22 protein-coding genes are annotated in these 24079 nt (G+C 53.1%); 9 read left to right on the top strand and 13 right to left on the bottom strand.

The window, feature by feature from the left end:
- The first annotated feature begins 10 nt into the window (after positions 1–10).
- The 3 genes from putA (at position 11) to CEK60_RS02430 (ending at position 6293) form a co-directional block, all read left to right on the top strand.
- On the top strand, positions 11–3676 hold the full coding sequence (putA, locus tag CEK60_RS02440; RefSeq protein ID WP_089037669.1) for a bifunctional proline dehydrogenase/L-glutamate gamma-semialdehyde dehydrogenase PutA: 3666 nt from the start codon (positions 11–13) through the stop codon (positions 3674–3676).
- A gap of 237 nt (positions 3677–3913) precedes the next feature.
- A complete protein-coding gene (putP, locus tag CEK60_RS02435) occupies positions 3914–5404 on the top strand; it encodes a sodium/proline symporter PutP (protein WP_089037668.1) in 1491 nt (496 codons plus the stop codon).
- 262 nt (positions 5405–5666) lie between these two features.
- Complete coding sequence (locus CEK60_RS02430) at positions 5667–6293, top strand: OmpW/AlkL family protein (protein ID WP_089037667.1); 627 nt, start codon at positions 5667–5669, stop codon at positions 6291–6293.
- 127 nt (positions 6294–6420) lie between these two features.
- On the opposite strand, the gene CEK60_RS02425 is transcribed toward CEK60_RS02430, so the two are convergent.
- Entirely contained in the window at positions 6421–6753 is a 333-nt protein-coding gene (locus CEK60_RS02425) for a YqcC family protein (protein ID WP_089037666.1), read from the bottom strand.
- 285 nt (positions 6754–7038) lie between these two features.
- Between CEK60_RS02425 and CEK60_RS02420 the strand changes: the two genes are divergently transcribed.
- The 4 genes from CEK60_RS02420 (at position 7039) to CEK60_RS02405 (ending at position 10081) form a co-directional block, all read left to right on the top strand.
- Positions 7039–8088, top strand: a complete 1050-nt coding sequence (locus tag CEK60_RS02420) for a DUF3549 family protein (protein ID WP_089037665.1) — start codon at positions 7039–7041, stop codon at positions 8086–8088.
- A 69-nt stretch (positions 8089–8157) separates the two neighbouring features.
- A complete protein-coding gene (locus tag CEK60_RS02415; protein WP_009724956.1) occupies positions 8158–8598 on the top strand; it encodes an ATP-dependent zinc protease family protein in 441 nt (146 codons plus the stop codon).
- A gap of 40 nt (positions 8599–8638) precedes the next feature.
- Positions 8639–9547: a 30S ribosomal protein S6--L-glutamate ligase gene (rimK, locus tag CEK60_RS02410; protein ID WP_038483098.1), complete on the top strand. Its 909-nt coding sequence runs from the start codon at positions 8639–8641 to the stop codon at positions 9545–9547.
- Between the two features lie 87 nt (positions 9548–9634).
- Positions 9635–10081, top strand: coding sequence for a hypothetical protein (locus tag CEK60_RS02405; RefSeq protein ID WP_089037664.1), 447 nt, complete (start codon positions 9635–9637; stop codon positions 10079–10081).
- A gap of 1 nt (position 10082) precedes the next feature.
- Here CEK60_RS02405 and CEK60_RS02400 read toward each other — a convergent pair whose 3' ends face one another.
- From CEK60_RS02400 to CEK60_RS02355, 10 genes are all read right to left on the bottom strand, one after another.
- On the bottom strand, positions 10083–10856 hold the full coding sequence (locus CEK60_RS02400; RefSeq protein WP_226912725.1) for a SanA/YdcF family protein: 774 nt from the start codon (positions 10854–10856) through the stop codon (positions 10083–10085).
- Between the two features lie 18 nt (positions 10857–10874).
- A complete protein-coding gene (gene sufT, locus CEK60_RS02395) occupies positions 10875–11444 on the bottom strand; it encodes a putative Fe-S cluster assembly protein SufT (protein WP_089037663.1) in 570 nt (189 codons plus the stop codon).
- 22 nt (positions 11445–11466) lie between these two features.
- Positions 11467–12732 (bottom strand): aminotransferase class V-fold PLP-dependent enzyme, encoded by a 1266-nt coding sequence (locus CEK60_RS02390; protein ID WP_089037662.1) that lies wholly within the window; start codon positions 12730–12732, stop codon positions 11467–11469.
- Positions 12733–12762: 30 nt separating this feature from the next.
- Entirely contained in the window at positions 12763–14103 is a 1341-nt protein-coding gene (gene sufD / locus CEK60_RS02385) for a Fe-S cluster assembly protein SufD (RefSeq protein ID WP_089037661.1), read from the bottom strand.
- The gene (sufC, locus tag CEK60_RS02380) at positions 14100–14849 is read right to left on the bottom strand and encodes a Fe-S cluster assembly ATPase SufC (RefSeq protein WP_089037660.1); all 750 of its coding nucleotides are present in this window, start codon (positions 14847–14849) and stop codon (positions 14100–14102) included. Before sufC ends, sufD begins: the two co-directional genes overlap by 4 nt.
- A 69-nt stretch (positions 14850–14918) precedes the next feature.
- On the bottom strand, positions 14919–16361 hold the full coding sequence (gene sufB / locus CEK60_RS02375) for a Fe-S cluster assembly protein SufB (RefSeq protein ID WP_089037659.1): 1443 nt from the start codon (positions 16359–16361) through the stop codon (positions 14919–14921).
- A gap of 71 nt (positions 16362–16432) precedes the next feature.
- Complete coding sequence (locus tag CEK60_RS02370) at positions 16433–16891, bottom strand: SUF system Fe-S cluster assembly regulator (protein ID WP_083002775.1); 459 nt, start codon at positions 16889–16891, stop codon at positions 16433–16435.
- A 279-nt stretch (positions 16892–17170) separates the two neighbouring features.
- The gene (locus CEK60_RS02365) at positions 17171–17512 is read right to left on the bottom strand and encodes a zinc ribbon domain-containing protein YjdM (RefSeq protein WP_089037658.1); all 342 of its coding nucleotides are present in this window, start codon (positions 17510–17512) and stop codon (positions 17171–17173) included.
- Positions 17513–17663: 151 nt separating this feature from the next.
- Positions 17664–18227, bottom strand: a complete 564-nt coding sequence (locus CEK60_RS02360) for a hypothetical protein (RefSeq protein WP_089037657.1) — start codon at positions 18225–18227, stop codon at positions 17664–17666.
- A gap of 28 nt (positions 18228–18255) precedes the next feature.
- Positions 18256–18630 (bottom strand): thiol-disulfide oxidoreductase DCC family protein, encoded by a 375-nt coding sequence (locus tag CEK60_RS02355; RefSeq protein ID WP_089037656.1) that lies wholly within the window; start codon positions 18628–18630, stop codon positions 18256–18258.
- An 81-nt stretch (positions 18631–18711) separates the two neighbouring features.
- On the opposite strand from CEK60_RS02355, the gene CEK60_RS02350 reads away from it, so the two are divergent.
- Positions 18712–19173 carry a flavodoxin family protein gene (locus CEK60_RS02350; protein ID WP_089037655.1) on the top strand — a complete coding sequence of 154 codons (462 nt, stop codon included), beginning with the start codon at positions 18712–18714 and terminating at the stop codon, positions 19171–19173.
- A 60-nt stretch (positions 19174–19233) separates the two neighbouring features.
- Here CEK60_RS02350 and fadA read toward each other — a convergent pair whose 3' ends face one another.
- Together fadA and fadB are read right to left on the bottom strand one after the other, a co-directional pair.
- Positions 19234–20412, bottom strand: coding sequence for an acetyl-CoA C-acyltransferase FadA (fadA, locus tag CEK60_RS02345; protein WP_089037654.1), 1179 nt, complete (start codon positions 20410–20412; stop codon positions 19234–19236).
- A gap of 23 nt (positions 20413–20435) precedes the next feature.
- The gene (gene fadB / locus CEK60_RS02340) at positions 20436–22610 is read right to left on the bottom strand and encodes a fatty acid oxidation complex subunit alpha FadB (RefSeq protein WP_089037653.1); all 2175 of its coding nucleotides are present in this window, start codon (positions 22608–22610) and stop codon (positions 20436–20438) included.
- Between the two features lie 271 nt (positions 22611–22881).
- Here fadB and CEK60_RS02335 point away from each other — a divergent pair, with 271 nt between their 5' ends.
- A complete protein-coding gene (locus tag CEK60_RS02335; protein WP_089037652.1) occupies positions 22882–24039 on the top strand; it encodes a DUF5924 family protein in 1158 nt (385 codons plus the stop codon).
- Positions 24040–24079: the final 40 nt, after the last annotated feature.

The raw sequence follows: 24079 nt of genomic DNA, 5'->3' as shown, positions 1-24079 counted from the left end.
GAACCCCATCATGAACAAAACTAATCTTAATTTGCATAGCGACGTGAGTGATCTTCGCTCACGCATCCGCAGCAACTATGACGCCGATGAAACAGCGGTGCTGCATGAGCTGATCGAACGCATCAAGCTGTCAGAGGATGACCGACGTAAAGTTGCTGCCGCCGGTGCCAACTACGTGGAGCGTGTGCGCAAAGAGAGGTCTCCCTCGATGATGGAGGCGTTCCTCGCTGAGTACGGCCTTTCCACCACCGAGGGCGTCGGCCTGATGTGCTTGGCAGAAGCCCTGCTGCGCGTGCCTGATGCGGAAACCATCGACGACCTGATCCACGATAAAATCGAGCCGTCCGACTGGGGCGCGCACCTGGGAAAATCGTCCTCATCGATGGTTAATGCCTCGACCTGGGCGCTGTTGCTAACCGGTAAAGTACTGGAAGAAGATCCCAAGGGCCCAACCCGGGCGCTACGTGGCCTAGTACGCCGCATGGGCGAGCCGGTAGTGCGTAAGGCCGTTGGTCAGTCGATGAAGATTCTCGGCCGCCAATTCGTACTCGGCCAGACCATCGAAGAAGGCATGAAGAATGCCCGCGAGCTTGAGAAACAGGGCTACACCTACTCTTACGACATGCTTGGCGAGGCGGCTCGCACAGATGAGGATGCCGTCCGCTACCACGAGGCTTATGCCAAGGCGATCACCGCAATCGCCGAACAGGCCAAGGGCGATGTACGTGGCAGTCCCGGTATCTCGGTAAAACTATCAGCCCTGCATCCGCGTTATGAGTACACCCACCGTGACACGGTAATGGCAGAGCTCGTACCCCGTGCGTTGGAACTGGTAAAACAAGCGGCCAAAGCCAATATCGGTTTCAATATCGATGCAGAAGAGCAGGATCGACTGGATCTGTCACTCGACGTGATCGAGGCACTGATGTCCGACCCCAGCCTCGATGGGTGGGACGGCTTCGGGGTCGTTGTACAAGCCTACGGGCGCCGCGCCGCGCCGGTGATAGAGACACTTTACGAACTTGCCGAGCGGTTCGGCCGCAAGATCATGGTGCGTTTGGTCAAGGGCGCCTACTGGGATTCCGAAATCAAGCTCTCCCAGGAGATGGGCGTTAAAACCTTCCCGGTCTTCACCCGCAAGGTCAATACCGATGTCAGCTACATGGCCTGCGCCCAGATGCTGCTCGACCGGCGCGACCGCATCTATCCACAGTTCGCCACACACAACGCCCATACCTGCGCCGCCGTAGTGGCCATGGCAGGCGATGACAAGGACAGCTACGAGTTTCAGCGCCTGCACGGCATGGGCGAATCGCTGCACCACATCGTTAAGGAGGCTGAGGGCACGCACTGCCGCATCTACGCCCCGGTCGGCGCTCACCGCGACCTGCTGGCCTACTTGGTACGTCGCCTACTAGAGAATGGCGCGAACTCCTCGTTCGTCAACCAGGTGGTGGATAGCTCGATTCCCCCGAGCGAAGTATCAAGAGATCCAGTGGAAGGGTTTAAACAGCTTGGCGACGCCATCTCAAGCCCGTTGATTCGCCAGCCCGGTGAGCTGTTTGCGCCAGATCGCAAGAACTCCAAGGGTTATCGTATCAACGAACCCGCCTCGATCCTGCCGCTGCTTAATGCGCGGGAAACCTTTGCTGACAAGACCTGGACAGCAGGCCCCATGCTAGTGGGAAATCCTGCCCCCCAAGGTCCGGCTCGCGATGCAGTCTCTCCCGCCGACAGCTCGCGTATTATCGGCAAGGTGCATGAGGCCACCCCTGAAGAGGTAGCCGCCGCTCTCGACGCTGCAGAGGAAGGTTTTCGTGAGTGGTCAGCACGTCCTGTGGCCGAGCGTGCCGAAGTGCTCCGTCGTACCGCGGATCTCTATGAAGAACATATCGCTGAGCTGACCGTGATCACCACCCGCGAAGCCGGCAAGATGATGTTTGATGGCATCGCTGAAGTGCGCGAAGCGGTGGATTTCCTACGCTACTACGCCAATGAGGGTGAGCGGCTGGAAGCGGAAGAACCCGGTAGCGCCCGCGGCATCTTCGTCTGCATCAGCCCTTGGAACTTCCCACTGGCCATCACCACCGGGCAGATCGCCGCAGCCTTGGTGGCTGGCAACGCGGTACTTGCCAAGCCCGCCGAGCAAACACCGCTGATCGCCGCCCGCGCCGTCGAATTGATGCGTGAGGCAGGCCTTCCAGAAGCAGCACTTCAACTGCTGCCTGGCGATGGGCCCACGGTGGGCGGCCCGCTGACTAGCGATCCACGTATCGCTGGTGTCTGTTTCACTGGCTCAACCCCCGTAGCACAGATTATCCACAAAGCCCTGGCGCAGAATGCAGGGCCCGATGCGATACTGGTTGCCGAAACCGGCGGCCTCAACTCGATGATTGTGGACTCTACGGCGCTGACCGAGCAGGCAGTCCGCGATATCTTAATCTCCTCCTTCCAATCGGCTGGGCAGCGTTGTTCAGCGCTACGCATGCTGTATGTGCAGGAAGAGGCGCGCGACCGGTTACTCAACATGCTTTATGGCGCCATGGACTCGCTCACCATCGGCGATCCTTGGAATACTGACACCGACGTATCACCAGTGATCGACGCCGATGCCCAAGCCGAGATAAGCGACTACGTAGCAGCGCACGAGAAGACAGGTAAGGTGTTGAAGAAACTGTCCGCACCGGAAACTGGCACCTTCGTCACCCCCGCGGTCATTGAGGTGGGGGGCATTGCGGATCTCGAACGCGAGATATTCGGCCCAGTTCTACACGTAGCTACTTTCAAGGCGCGAGACATCGACAACGTGGTCGACGACATCAATGGCAAAGGCTACGGATTGACCTTTGGCCTACATACCCGCATCGATGATCGTGTGCAGCAAATCGTCGAGCGCATCCATGTCGGCAACGTTTATGTTAACCGCAACCAAATCGGCGCCATTGTCGGCTCCCAACCATTTGGGGGCGAAGGCCTTTCGGGCACCGGGCCCAAGGCTGGCGGCCCGCTCTATGTCACGCGCTTCCGCCGCACTGCCACCGCCGAGCGCCACGAGGCTCCGGAGGGCAAGACCCTCTCACTCAGCGACCTCCAATCGGCCTTAGATGGGCTGGATGCGCGGAACTGGGCGGTACGACCTAATCGGATCGAGGTACTCCGCAAGGCACTCTCCGGTAAAGGCGGCGTGATCCGCAAGGCCCTTAACGAGACAGCGGCCCTCGACATGACACCGCAGACGCTTCCAGGACCCACAGGGGAAAGCAACCGCTTGGCGATGTATCCAAAAGGCGCTGTTCTGTGCCTTGGACCAACGCTGGATATCGCCGCTGCCCAAGCAGTACAGGCGCTTGGCGCGGGCTGTACGGCAGTAGTGATTGCACCAGGCGCAGCTCAAGCCGTCCAGCCGCTGGTCGACGCAGGCGCCCCCGTGATTGGGCTCGACGGTAGCATCACAGCAGATACACTAAGCGAGGTCCAAGGGATTGCCGCCGTCGCCGCGGCTGGCAAAAGTGATTGGACGCATGAACTGCGGATAGCACTCGCTAAGCGCGACGGTGCCATCGTGCCGCTCGAGACTCAGACCATTTCACCAGATCGCTACGTGGTGGAACGTCATCTGTGCATCGATACGACCGCAGCGGGTGGCAACGCCAGCTTGCTGGCAACGGCTGAATAGGCCCGCTGGCTTTGTCGGCGCCATGCTTCTCAACTAAACTTAGACGACAATAACCTCGTGTTGCCGGGAAGTGGCCAGTACAGGCGCTTCCCTAGCAAGGAATATCGAGGACCAAGCGGTAGCGCCTTGCTACACGAATAAGAAGCGGAGTTAAACATGCGTGCTACTAGCGGTTCTGCACGGCAAGCGCGCTAACCTGTCGGAGCTAGCTCCGTCCTGACAAATTGGAGAACTTTCATGGCTATCGGTGTTTGGATTAGTCTTTTTGCCTACTTTGCGCTCATGATCGCCATCGGCATTTATGCCATGCGCAAAGCGACATCTTCATCAGAAGATTACATGCTGGGGGGACGTGGCCTCAGTCCACAAGTAGCAGCTCTATCGGCTGGCGCTTCGGACATGAGCGGCTGGTTGCTGCTGGGGTTGCCCGGCGCAATGTTTGTTTCCGGCTTGGGATCCGCCTGGATCGGCATTGGCCTTCTGGTGGGTGCGTTCTTCAACTGGACCCTGGTCGCCCCCCGACTGCGTGAACAGACGGTTCACTACGGTAATGCGATTACCATTCCAGCCTTTTTGGCAAACCGATTTCCGACACGTGCGCTTTCACTGCGCACGGTGTCTGCTATCGTTATCGTCATCTTTTTCGCGGTTTACACGGCATCAGGTCTAGTCGCTGGGGGCAAACTGTTTGAAAGCGCGTTTGCCGGTATTTTTAACATCGGCGGCATGAGCGACTACGCTATAGGCATCCTCATTACACTTGGCGTGGTACTTGTCTACACCGTTGTTGGCGGCTTCCTGGCCGTGAGTATGACCGACTTCGTGCAAGGCTGCATCATGATGCTGGCGCTAGTAATCATGCCTGCAGTGGTGCTATTTGGCGAAGGCGGCGGCGGGTTCTCCCAAGCATCACAGACGCTAAATGAAGTCGACCCCACCCTGCTATCCTGGACGTCAGGGCTGACCTTTATTGGCTGGCTCTCTGCGGTTACCTGGGGACTGGGGTACTTCGGTCAACCACACATCATTGTGCGCTTTATGGCCATTCGGACGCTGAAAGATGTGCCTACTGCCCGTAATATCGGCATGAGCTGGATGCTTATTTCCCTGATTGGCGCGGTCTCTCTAGGTCTGTTTGGCCGGGCTTATGCAGTCCGCAACGGCATGGATATCGAGGATCCAGAAACGATCTTCATCATTCTGGCGAACCTGCTATTCCACCCGCTGGTCACCGGCTTCCTCTATGCGGCACTGCTTGCTGCGATTATGAGCACCATTTCCAGCCAATTGTTAGTATCGTCGTCTTCATTGACCGAAGACTTCTATCGCCTGTTCCTAAGAAAGGAAGCAACCGATAAAGAGTGCGTAAAGGTCGGTCGAATCTGTGTCGTACTGGTTGGTCTGGTGGCCGCTGTGATTGCATCAAATCCGGACTCGCAAGTTCTTGGGCTCGTAAGTAATGCCTGGGCTGGCTTTGGCGCAGCATTTGGCCCGCTGATCATTCTGTCGCTAATGTGGTCTCGCACGAACGGAGCTGGCGCCATTGCAGGCATGGTAGTGGGTGCTGCTACCGTCATGATTTGGATTGCATTAGGCTGGAACGGAGAATTTATGGGTGGCCCCGGCGTGTACGAGATCATCCCCGGCTTCATCGCTGCCTTTATTGCCATCTTGGTGGTTAGTAGCATAACTGCCGATGCGGGTGAATATCAGCATATTGATCGCTAGACGAGCGTCAATGACACACTCAGCTTAATTAAAAATTAGCTGATTATTGAGGCCTTCCCATGCCACGGGAAGGCCTCTTTCACTTCTGACAGCCTCTTTTAAAAGCCCATTATTTAGCGGCGGAGCTCCACTCTTTGCCCCAGGTCAATAACCTGCCCTCCTCTACCCGATACACTCTTTGCATGGTTCGCGATCATGTCGAACAACGGTTCATGTTAACCACTCACTGCAAAGACTCACATTAATGGTCAGGAGCAATGCTATGCGCCATAACTCTCTTTCAACACTGCTCACCACTGGACTTGCAGCAGCCACATTGATGGCAAGCGGCCAAGTTTTAGCTTACGGCGCTGGCGATTTCTTTACTCGCGTGGGTGTTGCCAAAGTGGAGCCAAAAAGCGACAACGGTTCATTAGCCGGAGGCGCGTTCGCGGTTGATGTTCAGGATAAAACCGATTTCGCATTTACCCTGGGCTACCGCTTCCACGACAAAATGGGCATCGAATTACTGGCAGCCCTGCCGTTTGAGCACGATATCGCCCTGAACGGTGATAATCTTGCCTCTACCAAGCACCTTCCACCAACTCTAACGCTCCAGTACTACCCGCTAGGTGGCACTGATGCGCGCGTACAGCCTTATGTCGGCGCAGGTATTAACTACACCTTTTTCTCTGATGAAGAGCTAGCCATAGGCGAACTGGAGCTGGACGACTCCTGGGGTGCCGCTGCTCAAGTGGGTATCGATTTGCTTATCGATGAAAACTGGGCACTTAACGCAGCAGCGTGGTATATCGACATCGATACTGACGCGACCGTTAACGGTGCCGCTGCAGGCACGGTAGAGATTGATCCCTTAGTGGTTATGGCAGGCTTAAGCTATCGCTTCTAACACCGCTAAGGCTGTGCTAGCCGCATAATCGCATGAAAAATGCCCAGTCCCGCTGCTTGCGGCGCTGGGCATTGTCTTTGCCGATACCCTCATAAAACTAGGCTTCAGCTTCTCGTATTAGTGCGACCTAGTTTTCGGTAACTAGCTGATCTATCTTTTCAACGGCTCGAACAACCAGTAGCTGGTCACTGGCACGAACTTTTTCCTGCATTAGATATGCAGCCACTGCCGGCGCTACATCGCACTTGGCAGGCATAGCGGCCTGGGCATCAATCAGTGCATTTAATCGAGCGATAAAAACAAATCGAATCCACTGAGGCAGCGACATCGTGTCGATACAGAAGGGTTGCTGACTATTAAATGCTGAAATATCAGGCGTTGGCATACGCCATAAGTTAGCGGCCTTCATAGTGGCTTCAAGCTCAAGAAGCGCGGTTTGAAGCTGTTGATGGACGCTCATAAGCACCTTTTCCATTTGAATCAGTAAAGCTTTATTATCCCAGCACTGTGGGTAAGTTGCCAACCGTCTGACAGAGTTTGTGTCTTATTCACAGATTCACAGAAAACCTGCAAGAGGCTGTGGATAAACTATGGAAAGATGTCGCTACTGTTACTCTCATGCGGGTTACACCATGTTGTGCAATTTTTAACCATTTTGATAATAAAGCACGGATTAATCAGCGTTTGCGGCTGACAGTGACACATCAGCAAGGTAGAGTGCAGGCTTGAAATGCGGAAGGATGTCATGCAACCAATCCAGACACTTGATGAGTTTTTTACCCGTAGCGGCGCAGACGTTTCCCTTTACCATATGGGACGACGAGTAACAGACTGCCCACGAGAAACGCTGCGAGCATTTGAAAACGGCGAGATAGCCTGGCCGGAACCCTGGCAGCAGCAGGCACGCCTTGGCGTAGTATTTCGTATGGGTGACATGCCTGAGCCAGCCATCTGGTTTTTGGCGCTGCCGCTAGACGAACAGGGCAAGCTCTCCCCTGCCCAACGAGACGGTTTTATTAATCGCTTGCTCGAAACCCTTGGGCGAAATGCTGCGCAGCTAGAAAATAAGCTAGGCCAGGCAGAAACTACTGACGTGGATCATCTAATGAAGGATAATCCGCTCGCTTTTTCGCCTGATATTACTTTTCAAGCAATGCTTAATGCTCAGGCCAGTTATGCATTAGAGCTTGCCGCTAGCCAACACTTAGAGCCTGTCGAGGCCTATCTTAGCGGCCAGCAGACTATTGACTGGCAAGCACTGGGGTTACAAGGCATCGCTGATTATGTGGTACGCCTCGACTTATCCACATCAGAAGCGCTAGCGCTGCGCCTTCCCCAGTTGCCCACTAGTGTCGCTCACTCGCTGTGCTATTGCCTGGAGCATAGGCCTCTTGCAGAGCCGCTGGTCAGTGCATTACGGGCGCGTGGAGAGCAGGCAGCCATTGATGGTGACGTAGAAACCCTGTGCGCCTGCGTTCGCGCCGTGGGCTGTACTCCGTCAGTTAGTGTCGGCAAATGGTACTCAAGCCTGTTAAATGACCCTGTTGCTTGCGGCCCAGACATTATCGCAGCCATTGCTGGCCGCGGGTGGCTACTGTTAGAAGACGCTGAACGTTTACCGTTGCTTTTGCAGCGTTTAGCAGAAGACAAACGCACTAATTTTAATGCAGTCGTACGTGACCTTGCACTGGTACCCAAACTTCGCCTTTTGGTTATGCTGACACTACGCGACGCGCCACCTGACTCCGCGATTCAGCTAAGGCTAAGTGCGTTGATTAACCAAGCTAGAAGCTAGCTATTTATTTATGAGACGCTAGATCGACTCATTTCTTGATGACAAACCTTCATTTGCCAGGAGTATGCCGTGAAGGAATTACCCTATCAGGCCAAAGCAGTCATCGGCCGCCGTGAAATGGTGACGTTACCTGAATTAGGGCTTCACCTTTGCTGCAAAGCCGATACTGGCGCGCGCACCTCTGCTTTGCATGCCGAAGAGATTGACACTCATGAAGATGAGGATGGGCAGCTGTGGGTAAGTTTTATTACCCATAGCGGTGGCCCGCAAACGCCTGCCCACCGCTACCAGCTCCACTTGCACGACCGGCGGCGCGTTACCAGCTCTAATGGGCACAGCGAGTGGCGTTATGTGATTCGCACCCCGATGCAATTGGGTGAACTAAATTTTCCGGTTGAACTAACCCTGACTGACCGTAGCAATATGCGCCATCCCATGCTGCTTGGGCGCCGCGCTATGCGACGCTTGCTTATAGCCCCTGGGGCTGCATTTTTGCACGGCGAGCCTTAAACTAACTTATTAGCCATATTTTTTGGCCCCGGAGCCCTGCATGCATATTGCCCTGCTTTCGCGCAATCGCAATCTATATTCTACTCGCCGCCTTATTGAGGCCGCCGAGCAGCGTGGACACACCGCTCGCGTGGTCGACACGCTGCGCTGCTATATGAGCATCGCCTCCCACCATCCGTCGATTCATTATAAAGGCGCTGAAATCGAGCCCTTCGATGCCGTCATTCCTCGCATAGGGGCATCGGTTACCTTTTATGGCTGCGCCGTACTGCGTCAATTTGAAATGATGGGCACCTACGTTATAAATGATTCAGTAGCCATCACTCGTTCACGGGATAAGCTGCGCTCGCTACAGCTTCTCTCTAGGAAGGGGCTGGGCTTACCCATCACGGGTTTCGCCCACTCTCCTGATGACATTCCCGACCTTATTACCATGGTCAAGGGTGCTCCGCTGGTCATCAAGCTGCTGGAAGGTACACAAGGTATCGGCGTTGTACTTGCTGAAACCAACCAAGCAGCTGAGTCGGTTATTCAAGCGTTTATGGGCATGAAAACCAACATCATGGTGCAGGAGTACATTAAAGAGGCGCGCGGTGCCGATATTCGCTGTCTGGTGATTGGCGATAAAGTGGTTGCGTCGATGAAGCGTCAGGCAGCCGAAGGTGAGTTCCGTTCAAACCTGCATCGTGGGGGCACCGCCAGCGTCATCCGCATTACCCCCGAAGAGCGCTCAACGGCCATTCGAGCGGCAAAAGCCATGGGACTGCGCGTTGCAGGTGTCGACTTACTGCGCTCTAACCATGGACCGGTGATTATGGAGGTCAACTCATCACCTGGATTACAAGGTATTGAGAATGCAACAGGCAAAGATATCGCCAGCATGATCATCGAACACATCGAAAAAAATGCCATGCCAGTGCGTAAAGCGCCACCCAAGCCTAAAGGCTAAGGCTTAATGCAAAAATAATCCGCATTAGGGGTGGCAAATTAGCGCTGCCACCCCCACAATCTGCGTCACCGAAGGAGGTAGACGCTCATGTTTCTCGACAATCGCCAAGTGGCGATGGACAGCGTGCTGGAAGCGCTGGCCGATAGCATTGATTATTTCCAGGATAATATCGAACGCCTGAGACCCACGCTGCGTGATGCACTGAAACCGCACTATACCGAGCGGTTAAACCAGATGCGTAAACTTCAGGAACTGGCCCGTGCGCACTTAAAAATGCTGCCTCGAGATGCTGACGTTGAGCGTGACGACTTTTTATGGCTATGGAGCCGTTTAAAAAGCTTTGTGGGCAACGATAGTCAGGTATTAATCAATGAGCTGTTGGAACAAGAGCGCGTACTGATGCAGGCCCTTTCAACGCTATTCACTCACCCCCTGCCCGACCCCATTGAGCCGGTAGTGGAAGAGTGCATGCAAGGTTGCCGCAAGCTAATACGCGAATTGTATAGCTTACAAAAGCGCAAAACGCATCGCTAGCCTATTGATCACCCGCCGCCTGCTCATGTGACGTCTCCGCCGACCTCACAAAGTAGTGGTAAATATCAAGGCCAACAGGGAGGCGAGACACTTCGCCGACGTTGCTACTAGCGTTTAATTCGATAGGTTCTGGAGAGCCTAGAAAGTAAGGCTCTCTTCCCCAAATATATAGATCACCTAACGTAGCGACCCGCGCCACCCATTCGCGCATTTTCAACCGCCACTCCCCGGCAGCAGATTTCTCTTCCGCCACACAGCCAGTTACATCCATTCCTAATGCGCGACCAATAAAAACCGCACGGGGAAGATGCCAGCTCTGAGTAACCAGCAACGCCTTATCTAACTGAAAGACATCTCTAGCGCGCGCAAGCGTGTCATAGGTACTGAACCCAGCAAAATCCATGGTGAGCTGGTCTGCTGGCACACCGCGACGATAAAGATCACGCCACATGGCGCGAGGCTCGTTATAGGCTTGAGTACGATTATCCCCAGAGATCAATAAATGACTGACCCGCTGATCGGCAATCAGGCGCGCTGAGGTTCGCATACGGGCGTTAAAGTGTGGGTTGCGAAAGCCGCTGCGTGTCCAGTTAGAGGTCCCAAATACGATCGCCACATCGGTTGGGCGGCACTCCGCAAAGCTGTCATCAATATAGCGTGCCGTACTGGCAACCACCCAAAAATTACCAACTATAAACAGCAATGTCGCCAACAGCATAAGTGCTCCTAGCGACATCAAAAAACGTTTTATGTAACGTAATAGCAAGCTGTGCATCCAGCTCCCCATCAGGGGTTAAAACATGCCGAGCTCAAGCTTGGCTTCGTCGCTCATCATGTCACGGCTCCAGGGCGGGCTGAAGACAATTTCAGTATGCACCTTGTTAACCTGAGGCGCACCTAGGATTTTATTTCGCGCATCCGCCGCAATGACATCGCCCATTCCACAGCCTGGTGCGGTCAGCGTCATACGAATAGTGACCATCCGCTCGCCACTGATCAAGCGCTCAAGACGGCAACCATAGACCAACCCTAGATCAACAATATTAACCGGTATTTCGGGATCGAAGCAGGTACGCAACTGCTCCCAGACAAACTGTTCAATTTCTTCATCGCTGGCACTTTCAGGCAGCGTTGGGCGAGGCAATGGCTCGAGCCCCAAGGCATCCAAATTACGCCCTTCAATAAGATAAAGCCGCCCTTCATAGCCAACACTTACCGAGCTGCCCTTCGCCTGCATCACGCTGACAACGCTGTCTTCGGCCAGTGTCTCCGTTTTGCCAAACGGAATAGCAATGGCGTCAACATCACGCTGAAGCGGCAGTTTTTGACCACGTTCAAGGCTGGCCACTTGCTCAATATCCATAACGGTCCTTAAATGACGGCCTTTAACGTACCATTCCAATCACACGCTTTAGCGCTGCAACAAACGTATCTATCTCTTGAAGCGTATTATACGCTGCAAATGATGCACGACATGTGGCATCTACGCCAAAATGATGTAGCAATGGTTGCGCGCAGTGATGCCCAGTACGAATAGCGACGCCTAGCTGATCAATCAGCAGCCCAATGTCCTGGGAATGGGCGCCTTCGACCACAAACGACAGCACGCCAGCTTTATGCGGCGCTGTGCCAAGTATGCGCAAGCCATCTATCTGGCTCACCTCTGCAGTGGCATGTTCCAGCAGTACGGCTTCCCAAGCACCAATCGCCTCCACGCCTACGCCTTCTAGCCACTCAATAGCGCGCCCCAAAGCAATCACCTCCGCAATCGCGGGAGTGCCAGCCTCGAATTTATGCGGAAGCGCCGCAAAGGTGGTGCCGACGTCAAAAGAGACCGTTTTAATCATCTCGCCACCACCCTGCCAAGGCGGCATCGCATCTAATAAGGTCTGCTTACCGTACAGCACGCCAACGCCAGTAGGGCCATAAATTTTATGCCCAGAGAACGCATAGAAATCAGCATCAATATCCTGAACATCAACCTGCTGGTGCGGTGTTGCCTGAGCACCATCGACCAGGATAAGCGCACCGTGCTGATGGGCAAGCGTTGCCATCTCTTTCACTGGGTTAATGGTGCCCAACGCATTAGAGACATGATTGACTGCCACTAGTTTAGTGCGCTCATTGAGCAGCGCGCGGTACGCCGTCATGTCTAGCGCCCCATTAGCCTCAACGGGAATGACTTTAATGGTAAAGCCGATTTCAGCCGCCAATAGCTGCCAAGGGACAATATTGGAGTGATGCTCCAACATTGAAATTAGCACTTCATCGCCCGCAGCCAGCTGGGAGCGCCCCCAACTTTGAACCACTAGATTGATTGCTTCAGTCGTGCCCCGCGTGAAGATAATCTGGCGTGCATCTTCCGCATTGAGAAACGCCTTAACGCGATGCCGTGTGGCTTCAAACGCTGCTGTCGCCTCATCTGACAAGGTGTGCAGCCCCCGGTGGATATTGGCGTTATAGCGCGAGTAATAGTCGCTGAATACGTCAATAACCTGCTGGGGCGTTTGGCTTGTCGCGGCATTATCTAGATATACCAACGGCTTTCCGTGCACTTCCCGTTTTAGTATCGGGAAGTCGTTGCGCAGCGCCTCAACATCAAACGCTGCAGGGGCGAGCACGGAGGGTTTCTCAATCACGCTATGGGGCATCGATGACTCCTTGGCTAGTCGTTGAGTGCGTTAGTCGTTGAGCGCAGCCGCTGCTTCTACCAATCCAGCGAGATTGAAGCGTTCCGGCAGCTTGCCCGCTACCGCCAACTCCACCCGCTCAGCAATCACATCTAGCGCGACCTGTTCAAGCACCTCGCCAGCAAATGCAAGCGTTAACAAGCCTCGCGCTGTCGCTTTGTCGATGCCGCGGGTACGCAACGCGTAGATCGCGTCTTCATCCAACTGCCCCGTGGTGGTGCCATGAGAACACTTCACGTCATCAGCATAAATTTCAAGCTCAGGCTTGGCATCAATATGCGCGCGATCGGAAAGCAATAAGTTTTGGTTACTTTGGAAACCTTCGATCTTCTGGCTATCGCGCTTAACGTACACTTTACCGTTAAAGACGCCGTGGGCACGGTCATCCAAAATGCCTTTGTAGTTCTCGTTCGAGAACGTCAGCGGCGCATTGTGATTAACCTTGGTGTGGTTATCCACGTGCTGGCGACCCTGACCAAAGAACAGGCCATAGAAGTTGGTTTCCGCGCCTTGGCCGTTTAAATCACTAATCAGGTCGTTGCGTACCAGCGCACCGCCCAAATTCAGATTGTAGGAGCTGTAGCGGCTGTCTCGGCCCTGTTCAACATGAATACTGGCGACATGCAGATCACCCAAGGGCGCTTCTTGCAATTTGTAGTGATTCAGAATCGCACCGCGATCCAGCATCAGCTCTGCAACCACGTTGGTGAAGTTGGCCGCATCGGCTTCACCGATATAGTGCTCAATTAACGTTGCTTCACTGCGCCCTGCTGCTTCAACCAAAATACGCGGATGGCACATTACTGGCGTGCCCGCGCGGGACAGAAACTGCAGTAGGATGGGTTTTTCCACCACGCTACCCGGTGCAATGCGCACCACAGCACCCTCTTCCATAAACGCGGTGTTGAGCGCGGCGAACGGGGAGAAATCTACTCCCGTTAAGCGCCCCAGCGGCCCACCCACGGCTTCATGGTTATCAGCCAGAGCCTTAGAGAGCGGCATTACCTGAACGTTACTCGGCAGTGCTTCTAAGTCCGACAATGCGGCTGAGAAAACACCATCCACGAAGGTCAGTCGGTACGCATCCAACGGCAGCGTAAGCGCGGCTGCTTGTGCCTGGGAAAAGTCCGCAGTCTCAGCCAGCGCAAAGTTGCCCTGGGCAATCGTACGTACGTCAGTATATTTCCACTCTTCATCGCGGCGAGTTGGAAACCCCATGGCTTCAAAGCGGGCAGCTCCCGCTTGGCGGCGGGCCGCGATCCAAGTTGGCTCAACTCCGCGCTGTTGGCTACGCGCTTTCAGCGTGTCCAAAAACGTTTGCGTATCGCTCATGCCACAGACTCCTCAATGCCTTCATAGCCGTTGGCTTCCAGCTCTTTAGCAAGCTCAGCGTCGCCGCTCTTCACAATACGACCGTCGACTAAGACGTGCACTTTATCCGGTACGATATAGTCAAGCAGACGCTGATAGTGAGTGACCAGCAGAATGGCTCGCTCTTCAGCCCGCAGACTGTTAACGCCATCGGCAACGACTTTCATCGCGTCGATATCGAGACCAGAGTCAATTTCATCAAGCATGGCAAGCTTTGGCTGAAGCACCAGCATCTGAAGAATTTCGTTGCGCTTTTTCTCACCGCCAGAGAAACCTTCATTGACGGCACGCTGCAGGAAACTGGCATCCATCTTCATAAAGCCCAGCTTCTCTTTGACGAGCTTCATAAACTCAGGAGCGGGCATTTCTGCTTCACCACGTGCGGCACGCTGTGCATTAAGCGCCGATTTGAGCAGATAGATATTTTTCACCCCTGGAATTTCCACTGGGTATTGGAAACCTAGTAGCAAGCCCGCTTGAGCGCGCTCTTCAATTTCCATTTCCAGCACGTCCTGCCCCTCAAAGGTAACGCTACCCTGGGTCACTTCGTAGCCATCTTTACCGGCAATCACTGCCGACAATGTGGATTTACCCGCGCCGTTCGGGCCCATAATGGCATGCACTTCACCGGCATTGATGGTGAGCGTTAAACCTTTCAAAATTTCTTTGCCGTCGACGGTGACGTGTAAATCTTTAACTTGCAACATAGTCATAACCTTTTAAATTCTTGCGGGACGCTTGCGCGTCTCCCATAAAATAAGTCGGGGCCGAAGTGGTTAACCCACTGCGCCTTCAAGCGTCACACTTAGAAGCGCTTCGGCTTCTACCGCGAATTCCATCGGCAGCTCTTGGAAAACGTCTTTACAGAAGCCGTTAACAATCATGCTGACCGCATCTTCTTCAGAAATCCCACGGCTTTGGCAGTAGAACAGCTGATCTTCACCGATCTTCGACGTGGTGGCTTCGTGCTCAATTGTGGCGGTGCTGTTGCCAATTTCTTGATAAGGAAAGGTATGGGCACCGCACTTGTCGCCAATTAACAACGAATCACACTGAGTGAAATTACGTGCCCCTTTGGCACGAGGGCCAATTTTGACCAAGCCACGGTAAGATTGATCGCTCTTACCTGCCGAAATGCCTTTGGCAACAATATAGGAACGGGTACCTTCGCCAATGTGAATCATTTTGGTGCCAGTATCCGCTTGCTGACGGCCGTTAGTCACCGCCACGGAGTAGAACTCACCGATACTGTCTTTGCCACGCAAAACACAAGAAGGATATTTCCAGGTGATCGCCGAACCGGTTTCTACCTGTGTCCAACTGATGCGCGAACGCTCACCGCGACAATCGCCACGTTTGGTAACGAAGTTGTAAATCCCGCCCTTGCCGTTCTCATCACCGGGATACCAGTTCTGAACGGTGGAATACTTAATGTAGGCATCATCCAGCGCAACGAGTTCTACCACAGCCGCGTGAAGCTGGTTTTCATCACGCATTGGCGCCGTACAGCCTTCCAAGTAAGACACCTGAGCACGACTCTCGCAGATAATCAGAGTGCGCTCGAACTGGCCAGTGTTGGCCGCATTAATCCGGAAGTAGGTCGACAGTTCCATAGGGCAAGTCACGCCTTCAGGAACAAACACAAACGACCCATCGGTAAATACAGCCGAGTTTAGTGCGGCAAAATAGTTATCAGCCACCGGAACGACCGTACCGAGATACTGTTTGATGAGGTCTGGGTAATCGCGAATAGCTTCAGAAATTGAGCAGAAAATAACGCCCGCTTCGCCTAGCTGTTTTTTAAACGTGGTTGCCACGGAAACAGAGTCAAATACAGCGTCGACGGCCACACCGGCAAGCGCCGCACGCTCATGCAAAGGAATACCAAGCTTTTCATATGTTTCAAGAAGCTTAGGATCAACTTCATCCAGGCTCTGAGGGCGATCTTCCGGGCGCTTGGGCGCACTGAAATAAGAGATCGATTGATAATCAATGGGCGGATAATCAAGATGCGCCCAGGACGGCTCTTTCATCTTCAACCACTGACGGTATGCATCTAGGCGCCACTCCAGCATCCATTCCGGCTCGCCTTTCTTATTAGAGATAAAGGCAATGGTGTTTTCATCAAGGCCAGGTGGCAGGGTGTCGCTTTCAATATCGGTTATAAAACCATCTTTGTATTCGCGACGAACCAACTGTTCCATTTCTTCGCTTGCCATGGTGATACCCTCCGGGCAGTTGGGTGGCGAGCCTAGCTCGCCGTCAATAGGGTTAGTCTATGTTGCATTGCCTAAGCAGATGCCAGGCTAATGCTTTGAATCGGTAGCTGTACGGGTAGCTTGATTGGCGTCGTATCGGCCAAGTGCGCCAGCGTAACGCTTTCCAGTAACGTGCGAATCGCCAGTGAGACTCGCTGCCAGTTATCAGCGACACCGCAGGTAGCCGCCAGATCACACTCACCCTCCGCTTGGCTACACTCGGTCATTGCCACCGGCCCTTCAATTGCAGCAATAATATCGGCAGCCGTAATATGCGACGCTGGTCGCGCCAGTCGATAACCACCCTGGACACCGCGCTGTGACTCCAGAAGGCCGGCTTTCACCAGCATCTTGAGCGTCTTACTAACAGTCGGATGTGGTAGCTGCACTGCATCTGCTAAATCAGCCGCCGCATGCGATGCCTGTGGATGGCGAGCAATTTGCGCCATCACGACAGCGGCATAATCTGTCAGCCGAGAAAGCTTGAGCATGTTGACTCCCATTCGCCGTTACAGTTGGCTTACCCGTTAATGGGTACCATTTTAGTCCTGTATAAATTTGATGTGAAGCCCTAGAGCAAAATCGTTATCAATTTGTGCAAAATAACAGCACGTTCGGCTCTGATAGCATCAAAAACAACAATCATTATCATTTGAAAAAACTATCGATGCGCTAAACGAAAAAAACCTGCGAGGATTTCGCAGGTTTTTTTAAAAGAGCAGCACCTTGTGGTGAAGGCGCTATGCCTTTAAGTACTATGTCTTTGCGTACTAGGCTTTTTTGACGAACTCTGACTTAAGCTTCATGGGCCCAATACCGTCGACCTTACAATCAATATCGTGATCACCATCGACTAAACGGATATTTTTAACCTTAGTGCCTACCTTAACCACCAGTGAACTGCCTTTGACCTTGAGGTCTTTAATGACAGTGACGCTGTCACCATCTGCCAGCATATTGCCGTTAGCATCACGAATACCAGAGTCAGCTTCTTCAGCGCCCTCTTCTGCTACTTTTGACCATTCGTTGCCGCATTCCGGGCAGACATACTGAATCCCATCATCGTAGGTAAACTCAGAGGCACAGGCAGGACAATTGGGTAGATCACTCATGATAGGCTCCAACGCATCAGGCTAATACACAGGACTTAGTCATACACAGAACTTAGTCATTCACAGAACTTAGAAAGCGATGGAGCCTACACGGCTTGAGCACAATACTCCAGTTGGATACGCCAATTTGCGCTATCAATACAGCGCATTACTACTCACCTAGCTGTGCTGAATGCCGCTGCCACCAGTGACGCGCGATGCGCACATTTTCAGCATTTGCCGTCGCATCTAACACGGTGGGCAACTGTATATAGTCACCTCGAGTTCTTGCCATCAATAGCGGATCCTGGGTGGCAAGCTGAAGCGCATACAGGGCTAACATCAACTCATAGTCATCGGTTGTATTGAGGCGCGTAAACAGCAAAGGCACAGCGGGCAAGCCAATTTCTCCTAACCGCTCTGCCGCAATATACCAAGTTCGGGGATTGTCTTGTCCGCCGTACTGCGAGACAAACCGCCTGTCTGCCAATCGGCTAACATAGTAGGCCGCCTTCTCTTCCGGGCTGGTTAACAGCGGCGGCACCCAGTCGGTTACTTGGCGGCTAGTTACGTAGCCTGGCTGCGCCGCTCCTGAAGATACCTGAGCCACGCCAGGTGAAACCTTCTGAGCAACGGCAGCATCAGGTGCTTGAGAGGAGGTTGGCTGACCAGCGCATCCCGCTAACATAGTAAACATTGCGAATGCTGGCACTAACCATTGAAGACGCTGCTTCATGATAAATTCCCTATATCAATATCCATACTTATTCAGACCAACGCCCTTCCCGCTTTAGGCGCTTTCTCACCCAGCGATCATAATACCAGCGTAACGCTTTTTTGATCCCTGGCAGGCCAATAAGCCATGCGATTGGCACAAGCAGAGGAATACGCATCATCAGCAAACGGTAGGCATCAATACCTTCGATAAGCGTGCCATCAGCTTTTTCGATATGCAGCGAGCGTAAAGCAGTTTCTGGTGTTACCCCTTTTTCACGCAATCGTTGCTGATGCTCAGTCACATCACACCAGTTAATCCCGTTACCATGCTTGCCAGCCCAACGCTCAAAAAGACGTCGATCCTTCCGACAAACAGGGCAAACAGCATCGTAGAAAACATTGATAGAGGCATTATCAGACATATAGGCTCTCATCGTAGTCGTACTTAGCAGTGTGACACTTTGCGCTTACTACGCAAATTTCCAGTTAACAGGGGCACTACAATGAAACAGCTATTAATCGTTGCCCATGCTCCATCAGTTAATACACGCACTCTGCGTGATGCCGCTAAGCGGGGCGCAAGCCAAGACGTTGTTGAGCAGGTTGCCTGCATAGTAAAAACGCCTTTCGAGGCTGGTCCCGATGATATTCGCGCCTGCGATGGCATCTTGCTGGGCACGACAGAAAACCTGGGCTACATGAGCGGTGCACTTAAGGATTTTTTTGATCGCAGCTACTACAGCATATTGGAAGAGAAACAAGGGCTTCCATGCGCTCTCTATATTCGCGCTGGACACGACGGCACCGGCACCCGGCGTGCAGTAGAAAGCATTGTGACAGGACTACGTTGGCGCTGGGTCCAGGAACCACTAACGTTACGTGGTCAATGGCAGGACACTTTTGCCGACCAAGTAGAAGAGCTAGGCCTTTACATGGCAGCGGGACTGGATAACGGTTTATTTTAATGCCGCTCTGAACGCAAAAACGGCACCGCATGGGTGCCGTTTTGTGGGTAAACGCGGTGTTTATTTGAGTCGTTCAAACACCGTCGCAACCCCTTGCCCCATGCCGATACACATAGTGGCAAGGCCGAGAGTAGTATCGCGCTGCTGCATAACGTTAAGTAGCGTCGTACAGATGCGCGAGCCCGAACAGCCCAGCGGGTGGCCTAGCGCAATGGCACCACCGTTGAGGTTTACTTTTTCATCCATGGCATCTAGGAAGCCTAGATCTTTCAAAACGGGCAGACCTTGTGCAGCGAACGCTTCGTTAAGCTCAACCGTTTGAATATCGGCTGCCGACAAGCCAGCGGCTTTCAGCGCTTTTTTAGACGCAGGCACTGGGCCGTAACCCATGATAGAGGCATCACAACCTGCAACACCTGTTGAAAGCACTTTTGCAATCGGCTCAAGCCCCAGCGCCTGAGCGCGCTCGTAGCTCATAACAGCCATTGCCGAAGCCCCTACCGACAATGCAGATGACGTGCCCGCAGTAACGGTACCGTTGCGAGGATCAAATACCGGCTTGAGGCTGGCCATTGACTCGATACTCGCCTCAGGACGAATCACTTCATCGTTCTTGAACAGAATTTTAAAACCGCGCTGATCGTGGCCTTCAACACCAATGATTTCGTTATCGAAGTAGCCTTTTTCCATCGCGGCCTGGGCACGCTGGTGGGAGCGCACGCCAAACTTATCCTGGTCTTCACGAGAAATACCGTGCATTTTGCCCAGCAGTTCAGCGGTCAGCCCCATCATCATGGCGGCTTTTGCGGCGTATTTACTGGCAGCGGGGTTAACATCAACACCGTGAGCCATGGGCACGTGCTCCATGTGCTCGACCCCACCAATCACGTAAAAGTCGCCCATGCCTGCTTTAATGTTGGCCGCAGCAATATGTAGTGCCGTCATCGAGGAACCACACAGACGGTTAACAGTTTGCGCAGGCACCGAGCGTGGAATACCGGTCATGATTGCCGCATTACGCGCAATGTTCATGGACTGCTCGAGCGTCTGGTTAACACAGCCCCAGATAACATCATCAACTTCGGACGGGTCTAAATTCGCGTTACGATCAAACAGCGCCTGCATGACGGCTGCTGACAGGTTCTCAGCGCGCACATTGCGGAATGCACCATGTTTAGCTTTCGCCATGGCGGTACGTACACCGTCAACCACCACGATATCTCTTGGGTTCAAACTCATCTTATATCTCCTTTGCGTGGTGGTTAGGCCTGAGAGCCAGCATAAAATTGCTCGTTATTTTGAGCCATCTGACGCAGCTTCTCAGTGGGCGCGTAAAGCGGGCCTAACTCTTCCGCAAGGTTTTCGGCTAGCTTCACGAATTCGGCAACACCCATCGCGTCAATGTAGCGCAGTGCGCCACCGCGGAAGGGAGGGAAACCGATGCCGTAGATTAATGCCATATCGGCTTCAGCGGGAGTTTCCACGATGCCATCTTCAAGGCAACGAACAGTTTCCAGACAAAGCGGTACCATCATGCGAGCGATAATGTCTTCATCAGAAAACTCTTTCTGCTCTTTCACGACGTCTTTCACCAGCGCGTAGGCTTGTTCGTCGGTAACTTTCTTAGGCTTGCCTTTCTTATCTTCTTCATAGGCATAGAAGCCTTTATCGTTCTTCTGGCCCAGACGCTTATTGTCGTACATCACCTGAATAGCGGTTTTGCCGTCACGCGCCATGCGATCCGGGAAGCCTTCCGCCATCACTTCGTTAGCGTGTACCGCTGTATCTAGCCCCACTACGTCTAGCAGGTAAGCAGGACCCATGGGCCAGCCAAATTTTTCCATCACTTTGTCAACGCGTTGGAAATCAGCGCCCTGCTCTACCAGGAAGCTAAAGCCACCAAAATAGGGGAACAGTACGCGGTTGACCAAAAAGCCGGGGCAGTCATTCACAACAATCGGGGTTTTGCCCATTGCACGAGCGTAGGCAACTGTGGCGGCCACCGCTGCATCTGACGTCTTCTCGCCACGAATAACTTCCACCAGCGGCATACGATGCACAGGGTTAAAAAAGTGCATGCCGCAGAAGTTTTCTGGACGCTTAAGGTTTTTGGCTAGGCGGTTGATAGAAATCGTCGAGGTGTTGGAGGTAAGGATGGTATTTTCGCTCACCATGCCTTCCACTTCGGTCAGCACGGCGTCCTTGACCTTGGGATTTTCAACGACAGCTTCAACCACTAGATCAACATTGCCGAAATCACCGTAAGAAAGCGTGGGGCGAATGTTGGTCAGCTTTTCAGCCATCTGCTCAGTCGTCAGCTTTTTACGCTCTACCTGCTTAGCAAATAGCTTACGCGCCTCTTTCAGACCCAGCTCAATCGCCTCATCGTTAATATCTTTCATTATGATGGACGTGCCTTTGCTGGCACTCTGATAGGCGATACCACCGCCCATAATGCCAGCACCCAGCACAGCGGTCTGCTTAACGGGCTGCGACTGCTTCTCGTATTTGCTACCTTTTTTCTTCACAACTTGATCGTTAAGGAACAAGCCAACCAAGTTAAAGGCAACGCTACTGAGTGCTAGCTTGGCAAATGCTTTTGCTTCAATCGCCTGGGCGCGGGCACGGGTCTCGCCAGCGCCTTTCTGAATCACCTTAATCGACGCTACCGGCGCAGGATAGTGAGGGCCAGCCTTGCCAGCGACAAACCCTTTGGCAGTTTCAAACGCCATCATTTGCTCAATGGCATTAAGATTAAGCGGTGCTTTCTTCTCTTCACGGCGCGCCTGGTAATCTAAATCACCGGCATTGGCACGGTCTAGAATGTCCAGCGCGGCTTCTTCAAGCAGCTCGTGAGTAACGACAGCATCGACTGCGCCGACTTTAAGTGCTGCGTTAGCACGATTTTCAGTGCCGCCAGCAATCCACTCAATGGCGTTATCCGCACCAATCAAGCGGGGTAAACGTACACATCCCCCCCAACCTGGCAGAATGCCTAGCTTGGTTTCAGGCAAGCCAATTTTGGCTTTCTCGCTCATTACTCGGAAATCGGTGGTCAACAGTACTTCGCAGCCGCCACCCAGTGCCAAGCCATTAATGGCCGTCACGGTTGGAAAAGGCAGGTCTTCAATCGCATTGAAGATGTCGTGAACCTTAAGGTTCATCTCGACGAGATACTCTTCGCCTTTGTCAAAAAGGCTGTGAAATTCGGTGATGTCAGCGCCGACAATAAACGCATCTTTGCCGCTGCTAATCATCAACCCCTGTAGGCCGCTTTCAGCTTGAAGCGCTTTTACTGCCTCGCCCAACTCTGCCACAACAGCACTGGACAGCTTATTAACGGACTCATCTTTCAGATCGAAAGTGAGCTTAGCGATGTCATTGCCACCTTGGGTGTCACGACGCTCCACCGTGATGGCATTGCCTTGATAGATCATCCGCGCTCTCTCCACAAGTTCGGGCTGGCACCTTTAATCGGACCTGCCACGCATTTCATACGGTCGTTTGATTGCGTAAGCTTGGTTGAGATAATGAGGAACGTCAAGCCCTGACTTTTGGCTAATGCGCTTATCTCTCAAGTGCACTTACACAAATCAACTTACAGCAGGCCCACATTTTTTGCGCTTTTTATAGACAGGATAGGGAACGCATCGACTTTACTGACGAATCCAACGATCATGCTGTTTTCATTTATGAGCCAACAACGCCATGGGTAGTTTCTTTACTCCCGCCCGTATTACGGCACTACAAGCACGGGTTGAACGTACCGTCGAACGCTTAAAACCCTGGAGCTGGCTGTGGCCACCTATCGCGTTTGGCGCCGGGCTAGGTAGTTTTTTTCTGGTGGACCGCCAACAGTGGCTAGGAGCGGTATTAGCGCTGGGACTTCTTTTTGCCTGGCTGCTATTGCTTTCTGAGAGCCTCATCGGGCGCTGGCTTGCTAAACGCGGCCATCCCACCTTGCCCCGCGGTGTTACTACCTTTATCGCCCAAATGATTCACCAGGAAACACTTTTCTTTACGTTGCCATTTATCCTGGTTACAACCGTGTGGAACAGCGGGCAGACACTATTTGCGCTGTTAGTGATCGCAATGGCAATACTGTCGATCATAGATCCGCTCTATTACAAACTCGCTGGGCGCTGGCGAAGCCTCTATTTTATCTTTCATGCCCAATGTGTCTTTTTAGTGGTACTGGTTATTCTGCCTATCATGCTGCAGCTGACGACTGGCCAAAGTTTGATCCTTGCGCTAGTGATCACCATATTGGTAGCGCTGCCCAGTTTTTGGCACTTACTTAAAAAACGCTCGTTAACGCGCTGGTGCGGATTCTTTGTGCTCACTATCGTGCTGGCCTATGCGGCTTGGCTCGGCAAAATATGGGTACCTCCTGCCAGCTTATGGATGACAAACAGTGCACTTTCTCCAGCGCTAGATATTCAGAGCCGCGAGCCGCAGGGAGCCATGGCGCTTACGCCAGACGCAATTCGTTCTACCGGCCTTTACGTTTACACCGCCATTCGGGCACCGCGTGGATTAAGCGAGACAATTCATCATGCATGGCACCACAACGGCGAATTGTTAGATGAAGTAGAACTTGCTATCAACGGTGGACGGGAGCAGGGCTATCGTGCCTGGAGCCATAAGCAAAACTTCCCAGAAGCACCGTCGGGAGAGTGGCGTATCGACATTATGACCGCCAGCGGACAACGGCTGGGGCTGATCCGGTTTACTGTTTCGGAAGATTTGGAAAAAGCCACGATAGCGGATAGCAAAATCCAACCTAGCGGCTTGAGTGCGCTAAATTTGCGGCGCTTTATACCCGGAAACAACAATTCTGAAAACGATCTGTCAACGGACGAATAACATAACGCCTTGCATTCAGCGGCGCAGCTTATGACAATTC

The sequence above is a fragment of the Halomonas sp. N3-2A genome (assembly GCF_002216165.1).
In the GTDB taxonomy this organism is placed as follows: domain Bacteria; phylum Pseudomonadota; class Gammaproteobacteria; order Pseudomonadales; family Halomonadaceae; genus Vreelandella.
This window is presented reverse-complemented; position numbering and strand designations above follow the sequence as displayed.